Origin of the sequence: Maritimibacter harenae (assembly GCF_009882975.1) — a bacterium.
In the GTDB taxonomy this organism is placed as follows: domain Bacteria; phylum Pseudomonadota; class Alphaproteobacteria; order Rhodobacterales; family Rhodobacteraceae; genus Maritimibacter; species Maritimibacter harenae.
In genome coordinates this window covers 1-14,061 of the sequence record NZ_WTUX01000009.1, presented here as the reverse complement: position 1 = coordinate 14,061, position 14,061 = coordinate 1, and the positions used below count along the sequence as shown (strand labels likewise).

12 protein-coding genes and 2 pseudogenes are annotated in these 14,061 nt (G+C 59.1%); 9 read left to right on the top strand and 5 right to left on the bottom strand.

Annotated elements, in window-relative coordinates; all coding sequences use genetic code 11:
* Positions 1 to 172: 172 nt before the first annotated feature.
* Both GQE99_RS04190 and GQE99_RS04180 read right to left on the bottom strand, forming a co-directional pair.
* On the bottom strand, positions 173 to 1,252 hold the full coding sequence (locus tag GQE99_RS04190; RefSeq protein WP_202530578.1) for a beta-propeller fold lactonase family protein: 1,080 nt from the start codon (positions 1,250 to 1,252) through the stop codon (positions 173 to 175).
* A 795-nt stretch (positions 1,253 to 2,047) separates the two neighbouring features.
* Positions 2,048 to 2,389, bottom strand: coding sequence for a long-chain fatty acid--CoA ligase (locus GQE99_RS04180; RefSeq protein ID WP_161350331.1), 342 nt, complete (start codon positions 2,387 to 2,389; stop codon positions 2,048 to 2,050).
* Between the two features lie 138 nt (positions 2,390 to 2,527).
* Between GQE99_RS04180 and GQE99_RS04175 the strand changes: the two genes are divergently transcribed.
* From GQE99_RS04175 to GQE99_RS22030, 6 genes and pseudogenes are all read left to right on the top strand, one after another.
* Positions 2,528 to 3,085: a cytochrome P460 family protein gene (locus tag GQE99_RS04175; protein ID WP_235917108.1), complete on the top strand. Its 558-nt coding sequence runs from the start codon at positions 2,528 to 2,530 to the stop codon at positions 3,083 to 3,085.
* A gap of 67 nt (positions 3,086 to 3,152) precedes the next feature.
* A complete protein-coding gene (locus tag GQE99_RS04170; protein ID WP_161350330.1) occupies positions 3,153 to 4,163 on the top strand; it encodes a DUF3179 domain-containing protein in 1,011 nt (336 codons plus the stop codon).
* Positions 4,164 to 4,503: 340 nt separating this feature from the next.
* A complete protein-coding gene (locus GQE99_RS04165) occupies positions 4,504 to 5,031 on the top strand; it encodes a TIGR00645 family protein (RefSeq protein ID WP_161350329.1) in 528 nt (175 codons plus the stop codon).
* Between the two features lie 287 nt (positions 5,032 to 5,318).
* Positions 5,319 to 5,810, top strand: coding sequence for a hypothetical protein (locus GQE99_RS04160; RefSeq protein WP_161350328.1), 492 nt, complete (start codon positions 5,319 to 5,321; stop codon positions 5,808 to 5,810).
* A gap of 77 nt (positions 5,811 to 5,887) precedes the next feature.
* Entirely contained in the window at positions 5,888 to 6,388 is a 501-nt protein-coding gene (locus tag GQE99_RS04155; protein ID WP_161350327.1) for a helix-turn-helix transcriptional regulator, read from the top strand.
* Between the two features lie 160 nt (positions 6,389 to 6,548).
* Positions 6,549 to 7,382 (top strand): annotated as a pseudogene (locus GQE99_RS22030) (integrase core domain-containing protein); the annotation flags it as partial.
* Here the strand turns inward: GQE99_RS22030 and GQE99_RS04145 are convergent.
* The 3 genes and pseudogenes from GQE99_RS04145 to GQE99_RS04135 all read right to left on the bottom strand — a co-directional run.
* On the bottom strand, positions 7,339 to 7,686 hold the full coding sequence (locus GQE99_RS04145; protein WP_235917110.1) for a redoxin domain-containing protein: 348 nt from the start codon (positions 7,684 to 7,686) through the stop codon (positions 7,339 to 7,341). The pseudogene GQE99_RS22030 and the gene GQE99_RS04145 sit on opposite strands and share 44 nt — an antisense overlap.
* 327 nt (positions 7,687 to 8,013) lie before the next feature.
* The gene (locus tag GQE99_RS04140; RefSeq protein WP_161350325.1) at positions 8,014 to 10,470 is read right to left on the bottom strand and encodes a PAS domain S-box protein; all 2,457 of its coding nucleotides are present in this window, start codon (positions 10,468 to 10,470) and stop codon (positions 8,014 to 8,016) included.
* A gap of 520 nt (positions 10,471 to 10,990) precedes the next feature.
* A pseudogene (locus GQE99_RS04135) lies at positions 10,991 to 11,122 on the bottom strand (integrase core domain-containing protein); the annotation flags it as partial.
* A gap of 88 nt (positions 11,123 to 11,210) precedes the next feature.
* Here GQE99_RS04135 and GQE99_RS04130 point away from each other — a divergent pair.
* From GQE99_RS04130 to GQE99_RS04120, 3 genes are all read left to right on the top strand, one after another.
* Entirely contained in the window at positions 11,211 to 11,774 is a 564-nt protein-coding gene (locus tag GQE99_RS04130; RefSeq protein WP_268892721.1) for an IS110 family RNA-guided transposase, read from the top strand.
* Between the two features lie 272 nt (positions 11,775 to 12,046).
* The gene (locus GQE99_RS04125) at positions 12,047 to 12,400 is read left to right on the top strand and encodes a transposase (protein ID WP_161350323.1); all 354 of its coding nucleotides are present in this window, start codon (positions 12,047 to 12,049) and stop codon (positions 12,398 to 12,400) included.
* Entirely contained in the window at positions 12,349 to 13,194 is an 846-nt protein-coding gene (locus tag GQE99_RS04120; protein ID WP_328794046.1) for an IS3 family transposase, read from the top strand. The genes GQE99_RS04125 and GQE99_RS04120 overlap by 52 nt, the downstream gene beginning before the upstream one ends.
* Positions 13,195 to 14,061 lie beyond the last annotated feature (867 nt).

The following is a 14,061-nucleotide window of genomic DNA, read 5'->3' as shown; positions in this document are numbered from 1 at the left end:
GGAGGCACCGGCGATGGTCTGTCCTTGAAAAGGATTCCGACTGTCTACGATAGGTAGCAAAGCGCGACGGAGGAAGCCGCATGGAGGACAATACCGGCGTTTGCCTCACACACCAAGGTCACGTCGCGCCCACGAATGATATTGTAAGAGATAGTGGAAAGCGATCTTTCGCTCAGCTAATTCTCTCAATCCAGACAGGACAAATTCGGGGCGCGACAGACGTCGTGATGTCGCGCCCCGCCTGAAAAGCGATTGGGCGCCAATGATGCTTAACTAATTGGTGAAATCGGCAAGAATATGGCCCCCTCGTCTTCACTGACCATCGAAATGCCGAGCAATCCGAATACGGGTGATGCCCTGAGGACGCAGGGTAATGCCGGCTTGTGCGAAGTCTTCGTCGAAGCGCGGGTCGTCCTCGATGCTGAGGTAGCCCAGCCGAACCCCGCGCGCGTCCTGTGCCCCGGCCGAAGNCGCGTCCGACCGGGATGGACCGGATCGGGCGCCGGCTTTCCATGTCCACGAGCGTGATGTCGTCGGAGAGCCCGTTGGCCACCACGGCAACCGTTTCGTCGCGGTTCAGCGCGACCGACCACGCGCGTTCGCCCACCAGCACGTAATCCTCGAGCTCTTTGGTATGCGCGTCGATGATCGCGATGTGGTTGGCGCGCCCCAGGCTGATGATCCCGGTCTCCCCGTCTTCGGTCAGCGCCATGCCCACGGGCGTCACGTCCACGGGGCGAAAGCCCGGCGGCTGGAATTCCAGAATGTCCTTGATCTCGTTCGTTTCGCGGTCGATCACGTAGATCTCGCTCGACAGTTCGGCCGAAACCCAGAGCTCGTTCGTGTCCGGGGTGAGCACGAAGCGGCGGGGCCGGGTGCCGACGATGATGTTGTCGGTGACGACGCCCGCCTCGGGATCGACGACGTGGACCATGTCGGCCACTTCCGAGGTCACGTAGACGGTCGAGCCGTCCTCGGTCTGCACCACGCCCTCTGGTTCGGCGCCGGTGGGGATGTCGTGCACGACGATCCCGCTTTCAAGCTCGATCACCTCGAGCATCGAGTCCTCTTCGTTCGAGACGTACATGTATTTCTCGTCGGGCGAGAAGGCAAACNCGTTGAACTCGGCGTCGAGCACCCAGACCTCGTGGCTTTTCTCGTTGGAGACGAACACGAGCCCGGTGTCCTTGGCCTGTGCCGGGCCGAGCGCGAGCCCGGCGGCCAGGCAGAAAGCGAAGATGCCGTTCTTCATCAGCGCACCACGAACGTGCCGGCGATGCCGCGTTCCTCGTAGCCGGGGGCGTAGAAGTCGTAGTTGCCCGGGCGGATCGGGACGAACCAGATGTCGATCGTGCCCTCGTCGTCAAACTCCACCGAGTGAAGGCCCATCGGCTTCACCTCGAGATCGTTGATGACGACCTGGTTGACCCAGGAATTGCGGAACAGGTCGGGCGCCATGAACTGGAACTCCTCGCCCCCGTCATGCACGATGCGCCAGCGGTAATACTGGCCGGTCTCGAGCTCGAATTCGTTCACCGAAAGCGTGAGTGCCGCGCTGTCGATGACCATGTCCTCGAGCCGGGTGGCGTCGGAGGCCAGGTTGCCCNCATCGTAACAGCGATGGCCAACGCCGTGCCGCACACAAGTCTCTTCATCATAAACCTCCCTTTTCACGGGAGGTTAGATGTGCTCCGGGCTGCCGGCAAATAGGATTATTCAATATGCGGAATTGGCACTTCTGAAACACCTTTCTGCGGTCGCTAAAGGCGTATTTTTCCAGCGCCAAAAAGCAATTTCTCATCTAGATTCTTCTCTTCGTGCCATCCTTTTCGGGCAGGTGCGCTGTGACGACCTCGTGAAGATCTTAGCCTCAGGTGAAGCGACCTTGGTGCGCCTGATAGGTCCAAGGCAAGCAAGTGACGGATGGAAAACAAAGGTGCGCCGGGTCATGCCGGCGCGCCTAATCGGGTGGTCCAGATGCATTCGGACCACATGTCAGCACGGAGCGCTGGGGACGCGCATTTCGATTTCCCGACGTGCACAGTTCCTAACTGTTGGAACTCCAGAAACATCGGTCGAAGTCGACGTATTTCTTCATTTCTTCCGTGGTGCCGAACGGCACGAGCCGGGAACACCCTTCCAACGCATCCAGTCCTTCGAACACGGACACGGTGCCCATCGCCGCAGGTCGGCCGCCAGACGCGCAGAGTCGTTCACCTGGAGCGAGCCTCGCGACTTTGCGATCAACGCCTGGCACTTCGGCCGCAAACACGTAGGGCTGCGCGCTTGAATTCCGGACGCACACGGCATCTTCTGCCACGCCTCCGTGCGCAGCCACAGGCACTTTCATCAAAAGCAGGGCCGCCAAACTTCTGAGCCTCAATCTCATGCACCGAGTGTGCGCCCGGCCGGCATTCGCGTCAAATACCGCCTATGCCCTGTCATCACACGACGCGTCATTTCATCGTGAAAATTGAGTCTGCACGTTTCGGTTACGCTTCTCTTGTTCGACGAGAGGGAGGCCAAGATGATGGTAAAAGCTTTTTGTATAGCGGGCGTGACGGCGCTCACACTGGGTGTGACCGGGGCTTGGGCCCAAAAGCCCGTTTTCGGAACGGAGGAAGACATCAACTTCGCCGACGAGCTCTGGTCGGCCATGGAAGATGCGGGCTTGGCTGGTGATGGGATGTTGCGCAGCTTCCCCTACGAAGGCGTCGCACCGCATGGAATGATGCTGGAAACGCTCTACACGACCGGAACGGTCGATGGGCATACCGGCGACCTGGTCATAAAACGCAACTATGGACCCGAGGGCGTCAGCATCGATGCCGTATTGAACGATCCGGGCACACATCTGAGCGCAGTCACGGTGATGTTTCGACGCGAGACTGGGTTCGACTCCGACAACCAGGATTGGTTCTGGGTCAAATACCTGCCGGATGGTTCTCTGGACAAGAACCCCGAGGGGATGCCCCTTGCAGGCCGGGTCGCCAAAGGCATGGATGCGGGCTGCATCGCTTGCCACAGCGGCGCTCCGGGCGACGACATGATCTTCACGACGGACCACATCGCGGCGCAGCAATAATCTGCCGACACGAGCGAGGAAACATGAGCGTGACGAGGGGCGTCCGGTCATATCACGAAGGAAACCGATGACTGATACCTTGATATTCGGCTTCCGGCCTCTGCCACGCTCATGGCGCAACGTGCATGGCCTTGTCCTTTTCATAGCCTTTCTCCTTTCGTCGATCGGTGCGGCTTCGGCGCAGTCCGACCGCTTCGAGCACGCTTGGCCCAACACGGATTTCTCACGCCTTTCCGTAGATCTTGACGAAGTCATTTCGGGCGGCCCGCCGCGAGACGGCATCCCGGCCATCATGGATCCGAAATTCATTCCCGCCAGAGAAGAATCCCGGCTCGCGGACCGCGAGCCGGTCATGACATACGCGCCGGAGGGCAGCGCGGCGCGCGCCTACCCGATCCGCTACCTCATGTGGCATGAGATCGTGAACGATGTCGTCGGCACTCGACCGATCACGGTCACGTTTTGCCCTCTGTGCAACACCGGCATGGTTTTTGATGGAACTTTGAACGGGCAGACCCTGACCTTCGGCGTCTCCGGCCTGCTGCGCCATTCCGACATGATCATGTATGATCACCAGACGGAAAGCTGGTGGCAACAGGCGTTGGGAGTTGGCATCGCCGGAGAGATGACCGGGCAAGCTTTGACACAGCTTCCAGCATGGATGGAGAGTTGGGCTTCTTTCCGTGAGGCAAACCCAAACGGCCTCGTCCTTGACGAACCGAACTGGCCACGCAACTACGGCGCCAACCCGTATCGCCGCTACGACACGACGCGGCCGTTCCTTTATTCTGGAGAGAACCCGCCGCACGGCATCCCGCCGCTCGAACGGGTGGTGCGCGTCGGCAACAAGGCCTGGCCGCTGACGCGCCTGAGGGAGGAAAGACGGATCGAGGAGGCAGGGCTGACGCTAACCTGGACCGAAGGACAGGCTTCGGCGCTGGATACGGATGCCATCGGCGAGGGTCGAGAGGTCGGCAATGTCCGCGTTCAGGATGCCGAGGGCCACAACGTCGCACACGACATCCCCTTCGCATTCGCATTTCATGCCTTTCATCCGAATGGACAGTGGATGCGCTGAAGGCCAGGTTTCAGCGGAGAGCCATCGTTATCCGTCCGCATGCGGTTCCCCGAACGTCTGCTATTCCCTGCGGCGGGACCTAACATCTATTATTTGAAGTCAACTTCCGGCCCGTTGCGCGCGTCTTAGCACACGGCCGACCGTAACCACTATGGGGTCCAGCTGCTTCGCCATTGAATCTCATTTACTTGAGACAACTGAGCTTTTGCGCCAGACTTAACTAGATTCGATCGATCGCCTTAGTAAGGAACCAAACTTCTATACTGGCACCTGCCCGAATGCGCGGGCGGGATTCGGGGCACATCAGAATAGCCCCCCAATATAGCGGCGCGAGACAATCATGGAACGCACCATAGAGAGGATCCTCTACAATAGTCGCTGGCTGCTGGTGCCGATCTACTTCGGCCTAGTCATCCTGCTCGTCATGTTGACCTTGAATTTCGTCGTCGATCTCGTCGCGCTGGTGCCTCAAGTGTTGGTGTGGTCAGAGAAGGAGGCCATCCTGGCGACGCTGACGCTCGTCGATCTTGCTCTGGTCGCCAGTCTGGTGATCATGGTGATTATCAGTGGATATGAAAATTTCATCTCCAAGATTGAGGTCGGCGCCGGCGAGGAAAGACTTTCATGGCTGGGAAAGCTTGATTCCGGCACCCTCAAGCTGAAGATCGCATCATCTATCGTCGCGATTTCTTCGATTCACCTGCTAAAGGCGTTCATGAGTGTGCAAGAGATCCCCAATGAAAAGCTCCTATGGCTCGTAATCATACACATCACATTCGTTGTCTCAGCATTGCTCATGGCCGGAATCGAACGCTTTCTCTTGGTGCACTCTGACAACCGAGAGACACATGGCGACAGTGCAGACTGAGCCAACGGCTGTGCCCGTGCGGGAGGACCAACAAGCATCCAGAAGGGATATTCCGAATGCCTGCTGCCGACCCATACCGGGTCCTTGGCGCGGCAGCGCTTTGCGCCTGGTGGTAGAATGTCATCTAGCCGCCTCCCCATGACCGCTTTCATACCCAAGGTTGAGCCGCCTCCACCTCAGGGTCCATTGCGCCGCTTTGCACCTTCGCGACGATGGAATATGAACGGGCGACATGCCTGTTTCGGCTCACCAAATGACTACGAAGTCGAAGCAAAGAGGAGAAACAGATGAAGACGCCCCTTCTGGCCACTACGTTCGTGTTGATGTCCAGCCTTGCCGCGAACGCTCAGGACGCAGGCACCGCCGCGCAGAACGACACGGCTGCCACCCAGGAATCCGAAATCAGCGCCATGCTGCTGGCGCAGGCCAGGACCCAAGCGCAGGTGACGGCCGCTTTGGAAGACCAGGGCTACCGCGTCGAACAGGTTCGTCGCAGTCTTCTCGGACGCGTCATCATCACAGCACGTAGTGCCGCCCACGTGCGCGAGGTGGTCATGAGCCGCGCGACCGGTGAGATCCTGTCAGATCAGATCATCGAGACGGTCGTCGCGGGCTCCGCGAACGCAGAGGGTGACGCGGAACGCTCCACATCGAATGGCGGTGGCAGCTTCAGCGTGGGAGCCGATGTCTCTTCGGATGCAGATGCCAGCGCCGGAACCGGGGGTGCCGGTATTTCGGCCGGTGGCAGTGTTGGCGTGAGCTTCGGAGTGGGCAACTGAGACCGCTGGCGAAAAAATTCCGGGGAGCGCGCTCTGCGCTCCCCGCACTTCGTAACAAGTCCCGGAGCCTTCAGCTCATGGGGCCCTATCGACGATACGCCGCTCTTGCTGGCGGAATCCTGGTCGTTCAGGTCGTTGGTGCCTCGGTGTTCATCCTCGAACTGTTCTCGGACGTCCTCGGCCTGCGCCACTGGGCACTCGACTGGCAAGCGCGTGAGGCCGTGCAGCTCGGCGCGGTGCTGAGCCTGGTGCTCGGCGCCATTGCTGGCATCGCGTTCCTTCTTGAGACCGTGAAGCGCGCGGCCTCTGTCGAAACGCAGCTCCAGGCCGCTTCTGGCGCGTTTCAAGCCGCAATGCGAACGCAATTCGGTCAGTGGGGCCTCAGTCCGGCCGAAGAAGAGGTCGCGTTGTTCGCGCTCAAGGGCTTCTCCAACCAAGAGATCGCGGAACTGAGGGGCAAGTCGGAGGCGACGGTGAAGACGCAGATGAACGCCGTCTTTCGCAAGGCCGGCGTCAACAACAGATCGCAGCTCATGGCCCAGTTTATGGAGCTCTTGCTGGACGAGCCGAGACACTAATGTATCGGGAACGATCGAGTTCTCGACCCGTACGAGGAGTTTTGGCCTTGCCCCCTGAAACTCTGATCTGATCCCCGCAAACTGGACCGTTTCAAGGTAGAGTTTTCCGCTACGATTTCCCGGCTGGGAGAGGATCGGAATCACATGAAGGCATCGACNGCAGCTCGAGGATGAGAACAGCCCGTTGAAGAAGATCGTGGCCGACCTGACGCTGGACCGCGAGATGTTGCAGGACGTCATCCGGCGAAAAATTTGAAGCCTGATCGGCTGCGCGAACTTGTTCGTGGGATGTGCGGCGATTGGGCGGTCTCGATCCGGAAGGCCTGTGGGGCCATTGGATTTGATCGCTCGACGTTTCACTACAAATCCCGCCGGGCTGATCAGGCTGCCGTCGAGAAGCGGATCAAGGGGATCTGCGAGACGCCTGTGCGCTACGGCGGAGTTGGGGATGCAGCTCAGGAACAAGACGCCCAAGCGACGGGTGAAGGCGAAGCTGCGTGATGATCGCGCAGAGGCTGTTGGCCCGAATGACGTCTGGGCGATGGACTTCGTGCATGACCAGTTGGCGACCGGTAAGAAGCTGCGGGTCTTGACCGTGGTAGACACCTTCTCGCGCTACGTGCCGCTGCTCGACGCTCGGTTCAGTTACCGCGGCGAAGACGTGGTTGCCACGCTGGATCGGACCTGCCGCGTCACGGGTTATCCCAAGACGATCCGGGTCGACCTNTGTCTCCCGCGACATGGACCTCTGGGCTTACCAGCGCGGGGTCACTCTCGACTTTTCCAGGCCGGGGAAGCCGACCGACAATGCCTACATCAAAGCGTTCAATGGCAAATTCCGGGCAGAATGTCTGAATGCCCACTGGTTCCTCNGGCTGAAAAGTTGGAGACTTGGCGTAGATACTACAACGAGGAACGGCCACACAGCGCGATCGGCAACAAGGTCCCGATCACGCTGACGAAAACGGGGGACACAACCAGCCTGTCACCCTGATCGTAGTCCGAAGACTCTCGCCAAGAGCGGTAGAAGGTTCGGGGTCGGACCAGCAGGTCAAGAGCCCAAGCACCTTCACGCCAAGAGCTTGGAACTCGGGCCAATTCACGGCGATCGATCCGAGCTCCGTGGTGCACACGGCGGTGTGGGCAGCGGGATGACTTAAGAGGAGGACCCAACTTCCCTCGGCCCAATCGTGGAATTTCAGGTGCCCGACAGTTGAATTGACGTGGAACTCAGGAAAGACGTCGCCGATCTGTGGCAGCCACTTCACCCTGCGTCGAAAACTTTGCGGAATTCTCATGGGAGACCCTTGGACTCCGCTCGGAACAAAGAACTGGATACTCATTGTTGCCTTCCTGCGATACCGTAGACAGTGCTCGAGAATATGTCCCAATCGTTACGCAGGAATTGTGGTTTAATAAGTGATGAATCTCTGAATCTTGTTGGTGAATTTTTTGATAGCTTCCAAATTGTGGAAGAATGTGGGCGAAAGAGGTGTGCTTGTGATCTCTGAAGCGCGTTAGCGCACAGATATCCGGCGGACCGACCCAAACTTGGCCCGCCAATGCCATACAATCAGCATGGCCAAAAGTATAACCCTGAAATCCCAAAAATCATCTACCCAGGGTCATTCTTCGCGTTCGCGACCGAGGTTCCTGACCATAACATCCCCCAATTCATCCCGGGAGTAAGGTTTCGGGAGGAAGGCGTGTGTGTTGGCCGGCTTGGTGTCGACTTCGGGGTCGTAACCCGAGGTCATCACGACAGGCAGGTCGGGCCTGATATCCGCAAGTTCACGCGCGAGGGCGTGCCCCGACATGCCGCCCGGCATGACAACGTCGGTCAAAACCATGTCAATCTGGACGTCACTGCGGGCGATCGCCAGTGCGTCTCTTGCGTGCCGGGCGACGATCGCAACAAAATTCAGTTCTTTGAGCATCACCTCGGTCTGCGCGCGCACATGGGCGTTGTCTTCGACGTAGAGAATGACCTCCCCATTTCCAGCTATGGAGATTTGATCGCCGTTGGATGTGGCTTCGGCGCTGCTGACCCGCGGCAAAAGGACCTGAAAGGCGGCACCATCGCCGGTCTCCGCGGAAAGCCGCAAATCTCCTCCGGCTTCCCGAATCCCGTCGAGGAAGATTGGCAGGCCAAGCCCGGTTCCTTCTCCGACGGCCTTGGTCGTGACGAAGGGTTCGAAGATCTTCCCCCGTACGTTCTCCGATATGCCCATGCCGGTGTCCGACACGCTGATGGCAAGGTAGTCGGATGCAGGGAGCTCATATCCGTCATGCGAGGGATAGACCCCGTCGACGTCGAGCTCGCTTAGACCAATGAACAGCGTGCCTCCTTTTGGCATTGCTTGGCGGGCATTGGTCGCGAGGTTCAAAAGGCCGGAGGTGAGAATGGATGGATCGGTTCTGCAATAAACACTCGCCCCGGCCGCGCGAATGGCCAACGTGTTGCCGGCGCCAAGGGCCGACTCCAACAGCGGCCTGATTTCCTGGAGGAACCCTTCGACTTCAATCGTTTTCACCTTTCGGCGTGACGGACGCGAATAGGTTATGATCTGGTTGGTCAGGTTTCCGGCTTCCTCGGCCGCGCGCGTGACGTTGTGGATCAGGGCGAGGTTCGGGTCGTCCTCTGAAAGGCGCTCTTCGAGCATGTCGAGACCGCCCAGGACAACCGTCAGCAGGTTGTTGAAGTCGTGCGCGATGGCACGGGTGAGATTGGCCAACGCTTCCATCCTCACGCGGTCTTCGCGTTCACGTTCTTGCTTTTTTTGGGCCGTAAGATCCCGTATGATCGTTATAGACCGGGCCTCGCCCCCCGGAAGATTGAAGAGGTTGGATGTGATGCCCATCGGCATCGGCTGGCCGTCCTGTGCCTTGAAGGTCAGTTCTCCGGTCACAAAGCCTTCCTTGCCGCGTTCTGCCAATGCGGCCTCCACGCTCGCATCGTCGGGAAAGAAGAATGCCTCCCGCTGCATGCCGACGACTTCCTCAGGATCGTAGCCCAACATCTCGCTCGCGCGCCGGTTCACCGCAAGAATGATCTCGCTGTCGTGCGGGTCACCGTCTGTGGCCGTGTAGATTGCGCCGTCCCGAATGTTCTCGAAGAGAAAGCGATACATGGCGGACTGTTCGGTCATCTTGTCCCGCGCCGCCTGGATATCTGATTCCAGGACCTCGGCGGCGTGCAGCAGGGTATGGACCTTCTGGGAAATGAGTTCAGCGAAGCCGAAAAAGTCGGCGTCAATCTTCACCAACGAATTGGGGACCATGAGAAGAGCGCCAACGAGCCGAGCGTTCTTGTCGGCAATGGGTATTAGACATCCTTGGCGAGCCGCGCCATCGCGCCTGGCCTTTGCCGGAAGATCGAACGTGCCTTGACCTCCGCGGGAGAGACAGGCGGCCACAGCCGGTCGCACCGCGTCGACGAAATCGTTTTCGCAGCGGATCGTCCATTCAGTCTCCAACGGAAAGCCGTTGTCGGACGAGAGCCAGAACAGTGCGCCTTGGTGGCAATCCTTTTCGTTCGCAGCCAGGATATCGCGCAGACCGTCAGAAAAGGACGCCATTCCCCCTAAGTTCGGTGAGCGGGGTGTCAGTTCAAGTATCTTGTTGCGCCGGCGGGCCACGACTTCACGCGTGGTCTCGTGTGCGACCGCCATGACCCCGAGGGTATCGCCTGTTAGGTCCTTGATCGCGCTATATGAGAAATGGAAATAACATTCTTCCGGCGCATCCGTCTTGATGAGAGGAAGCATCGCATCGGTCAAGCTGAACGGTTCGCCGGTTTCCCGGACCTGGCTGAGGCTCTCACTCACGAAGGGCCAGATCTCGGGCCAGGATTCTCTCAATGGTGCGCCGAATGAATCCGGGTGTTTTGCACCGAAGATGTCATTGTAGGCATCGTTGTAGATCTGGATCGTCTCTTCACCCCATCCGGTGCAGATGGGGTAATCCGTAGCCATGATCGCGTCGATCACAGCCCGCATCTCGACAGGCCAGTCGCCCATGCGCCCCAGGCAGGTAATGTGCCAGGGAAATTCCTCGAGCAGGGTGCGGTTCGACTTATGCATTTTCCGCCTCAGTTTTGGAATCGTGTTCATTGCCCCGAAATAGTTAAAGCCGTTGAGCCGCCATGCGCACCACTTCAGCCGGTTGTCTCAACCCTAGCCGGAATTGCGGGCGGAATAAATCGTGGTAGTCAAACATATCGGAAAAGGAGGCTTCGACGCGCACCTTTCCGTGTGACGTTGCCATGGCGGTGACCGTTCGAACCATTGCGAGTGCCACAAGCTAGCCATAAGTGCGGCACTACTGCCCCCTCCCCGCTGAAGTAGTCTGCCGCAATGTTTAGGAAACCGGCGGTTGGAGTTCACCCGTTTTAGGTCTTGGCTTCATGCGAAATCTCGGGTTTTATTCAATTCGGCCGCAAATCCGCTCGGCGTCAAGTTTCTGAGCGAGGAATGGGGTCTGGTTTCGTTGTAGTCGGCTTGACCTGCCACTGAACTTTCATCCAGCGGCGACCGGAGCCCGGTTGGTGATGGTCCGACCCCGAACCTTCTACCGTTCTTGGCGAGGCTTCTCGGACTACGATCAAGGTGACAGGCTGGTTGTGTGCCCCGATTTCGTGAGCGTGATCGGGACCTTGTGGCCGATCGCGCTGTGTGGCCGTTCCCCGTTGTAGTATCTACGCCAAGTCTCCAACTTTTCAGCCGCACCCGCAAGCAGGGCTAATGGGATGAACTGCCTTCCTACCAACCCGCTGTTACCATGGCGGGCATAGGTGGAGAGTGGGAAGCATCTGACGGACACCATGGTCTTGGGCGTTGATTTCGGCAAGACCGTTTGCGGTCTTGCCGGGCTGGATGAACCCGGAGAGGTCGTGTTTCGCAAACGACGTCAGCCACATCGGCTGCTGGGCTTTCTTGATGCGCTTCCGCCCTGCGTGGTTGCGATGGAAGCCTGCGGCGGGGCGCATCACATCGGGCGCTTTTGTCTTGAGCAGGGACATGAGCCTCGGTTGATGTCGCCGCTCTATGTCCGGCCCTATGTGAAGGTTCACAAGAACGATGACCGTGATGCGGAGGCGATTGCCGAAGCCGCGACGCGCCCGACGATGTCATTCATTGCGATCAAATCGGAAGAACAGCTCGACCTTCAGGCTTTGCACCGTGCGCGTGAGCGTCTCGTGTCGGACAGGACGCGACTGATCAACCAGGGCCGAGGCTTCTTGATGGAACGCGGCATCCGGGTTGGCACGGGGCGCCACGTCTTCCCAAAGGAACTGACCAGATCGGCCGCAGAGGGTGCTGCCGATCTTTCATGTGAACCGGCATGCATGTTTGGATGCCCCCTTCGATGCAAGGATTTTCTCTGACTTTTTGAGCGCGTGATCGAGTGCGGTCATGTTTCAGGCCTCTCAGGTGCGGCCAAGACATGCCGCGGGCCGGTATGGTGATGCGCGGATTGGGGACCAGATCAAAATTGCGAGCTCGCGGCTCGTTGCACGCCACTGGTTTTCCCAACCCGGATCTGTTCGATCATTTGCCCATACGGGTCGTCGCTCTCCTCACTGGAGTGCGCCCCTGGGGGTGGACAGATTGGCTGAACTGAATTGACCGGATGCGGGCTTTCATAGGAAGGAAGCCCATGTCGAAACGCCACAGAAGCCACAGCACCGAGTTCAAGCGACAGGTTGTCGCTGAATACCACGCCGGCGAGACCCTGCATGCTCTGGGTCGCCGCCATGACCTGTCGAGGAATCTCATCCGAATCTGGGTCGAGAAGGCGGAAGCCGGAGCCTTGGACGAGGACGAGGCGGCGGCCGAGCTGCTCGCCAACTATGAGGCCCGGATCGCGGCTCTTGAACGGCTGGTCGGGCGCCAGGCGCTCGAGATCGACTTTCTAAAGGGGGCTGCGCGCTCGAGACCTGCGCAGAAAAACGCGACTACATCCGTGACCACCGGCCCCGCGGCCTCTCGATCCGGCGGGGATGCGAGCTGATGGGTATTGCACGATCCAGCTTCTATGCCCAACCGGCGGCCAGACCCGACGACGCGACGATCATCGCGGAGATCCGAGCCATCACCGACGAGTTCGAGGGCTACGGCTATCGTCGGGTCGACGCCGAACTCCGTCACCGCGGGTTCCTCGTCAATGCCAAGAAGGTAAGGCGCCTGATGAACGAAAACGACCTTAATCCGCGACGAAGGCGTCGCTTTGTCAGAACCACCGACAGCGATCACGACGGGCCGATCTTTCCGTTCGTCGCCAGGAACTTCGAGGCCCACGGCCGGGACCAGATGTGGGTGGCCGACCTGACCTATGTCACGATCTCGGCCGGCTTCGCCTACGTGGCGCTGATCTTGGACGCCTGGTCCAGACGTGTTGTCGGCTATGCGATTGGCCGCAGGATCGACGCCCGACTCGCCGTGCAGGCCCTCCACCACGCGATTGCGCTGCGCCAGCCTTTGCCGGGTTGCGTGTTACATACCGACCGCGGTTCGCAATACGCCTCGGAAATGCACCGCGCCCTTCTGGCGCAACACGGCCTCGTCGGCTCGATGAGCCGGCGCGGCAATCCATACGATAACGCCAAGGCCGAGAGCTTCATGAAGACGCTCAAGGTGGAAGATGTCTACCTGATGGAATACGAGACATTTGACGACGTCGCCGAGGGCGTGCCACGCTTCATCGACGCCTACAACACCCGCAGACTGCATTCAGCCTTGGGCTATCTCAGCCCCGCCACGTTTGAGGAACACAACGCCCGCTCCCCTGTCAAAACTGCCGCGTGATCATGTCCACACCCAGGGGCGCACTCCAATAGGGGGTCAAACTTCAACGCCGATTGACAAACACGGCAGTCCCAGTTTGGTGGGAAGGCATTCAATCGCACTAGGTAAGAGCCAGAGAAACCTTTGTTCCTTGGGGCGATAAATAGTGCTATCGTATAAAAATGATGGAGTTTGGCTTGGCAGTCCTTGTTGCGAGCTTTCTAGCTGCAACCCTATTCTCGCAAGAAGGCCGAAGGTTACTTGGAGCTTTGGTGGGATTGGTGTTCGTTATTTTATCCGTTGTTGTCCTAGGATCGGCAATTGCGATCGGGACGTATACTTTGATTTCTGGAATATGAGCTAATGGGATGAACTGCCTTCCCACCAACCCGCTGCTATTATCGCGGGCATAGGTGGAGAGAGGGAAGCATCTGACGGACACCATGGTCTCGGGCATTGATTTCGGAAAGACCGTTTGCAGTCTCGCCGGGCTGGATGAACCGGGAGACGTCGTGCGAGCTACCCCCCGAAATTCGGACACTGACTNTCGCGCTGGAAGCCCTGAAGGGTGAAGAAACGGCGGCCGAGCTGGCGAGCCGGTTCGGAGTGCATCCGACGATGATCCATCAATGGAAGCGAGCCCTGCTCGAAGGCGCGTCCGGCGTGTTCGAGCGCGGCGGCCGCAAGAGACCCGAGATCGACGAAGAGCAGGTGAAGGAGCTCCACGCCAAGATCGGGGAGCTGGCGGTGGCCAACTCTTTTTTGGAACGAAAGCTGAAGCCCTGGGGCGGGAAGTAAGGCGCGGCATGATCGAGCCTCACCATCCCCGGCTGTCCATCGGTCAGCAGTGCAAGCTGCTGTCGATCGCGCGCTCGTCCTATTACTACG

Coding starts and splice junctions, on each gene's coding strand:
- GQE99_RS04170 (WP_161350330.1), top strand. CDS start 3,153: ATGACTGATACCTTGATATTCGGCTTCCGGCCTCTGCCACGCTCATGG.
- GQE99_RS04125 (WP_161350323.1), top strand. CDS start 12,047: ATGTCGAAACGCCACAGAAGCCACAGCACCGAGTTCAAGCGACAGGTT.
- GQE99_RS04130 (WP_268892721.1), top strand. CDS start 11,211: ATGGTCTTGGGCGTTGATTTCGGCAAGACCGTTTGCGGTCTTGCCGGG.
- GQE99_RS04180 (WP_161350331.1), bottom strand. CDS start 2,389: ATGAGATTGAGGCTCAGAAGTTTGGCGGCCCTGCTTTTGATGAAAGTG.
- GQE99_RS04165 (WP_161350329.1), top strand. CDS start 4,504: ATGGAACGCACCATAGAGAGGATCCTCTACAATAGTCGCTGGCTGCTG.
- GQE99_RS04160 (WP_161350328.1), top strand. CDS start 5,319: ATGAAGACGCCCCTTCTGGCCACTACGTTCGTGTTGATGTCCAGCCTT.
- GQE99_RS04175 (WP_235917108.1), top strand. CDS start 2,528: ATGATGGTAAAAGCTTTTTGTATAGCGGGCGTGACGGCGCTCACACTG.
- GQE99_RS04145 (WP_235917110.1), bottom strand. CDS start 7,686: ATGAGAATTCCGCAAAGTTTTCGACGCAGGGTGAAGTGGCTGCCACAG.
- GQE99_RS04155 (WP_161350327.1), top strand. CDS start 5,888: ATGGGGCCCTATCGACGATACGCCGCTCTTGCTGGCGGAATCCTGGTC.
- GQE99_RS04140 (WP_161350325.1), bottom strand. CDS start 10,470: ATGCATAAGTCGAACCGCACCCTGCTCGAGGAATTTCCCTGGCACATT.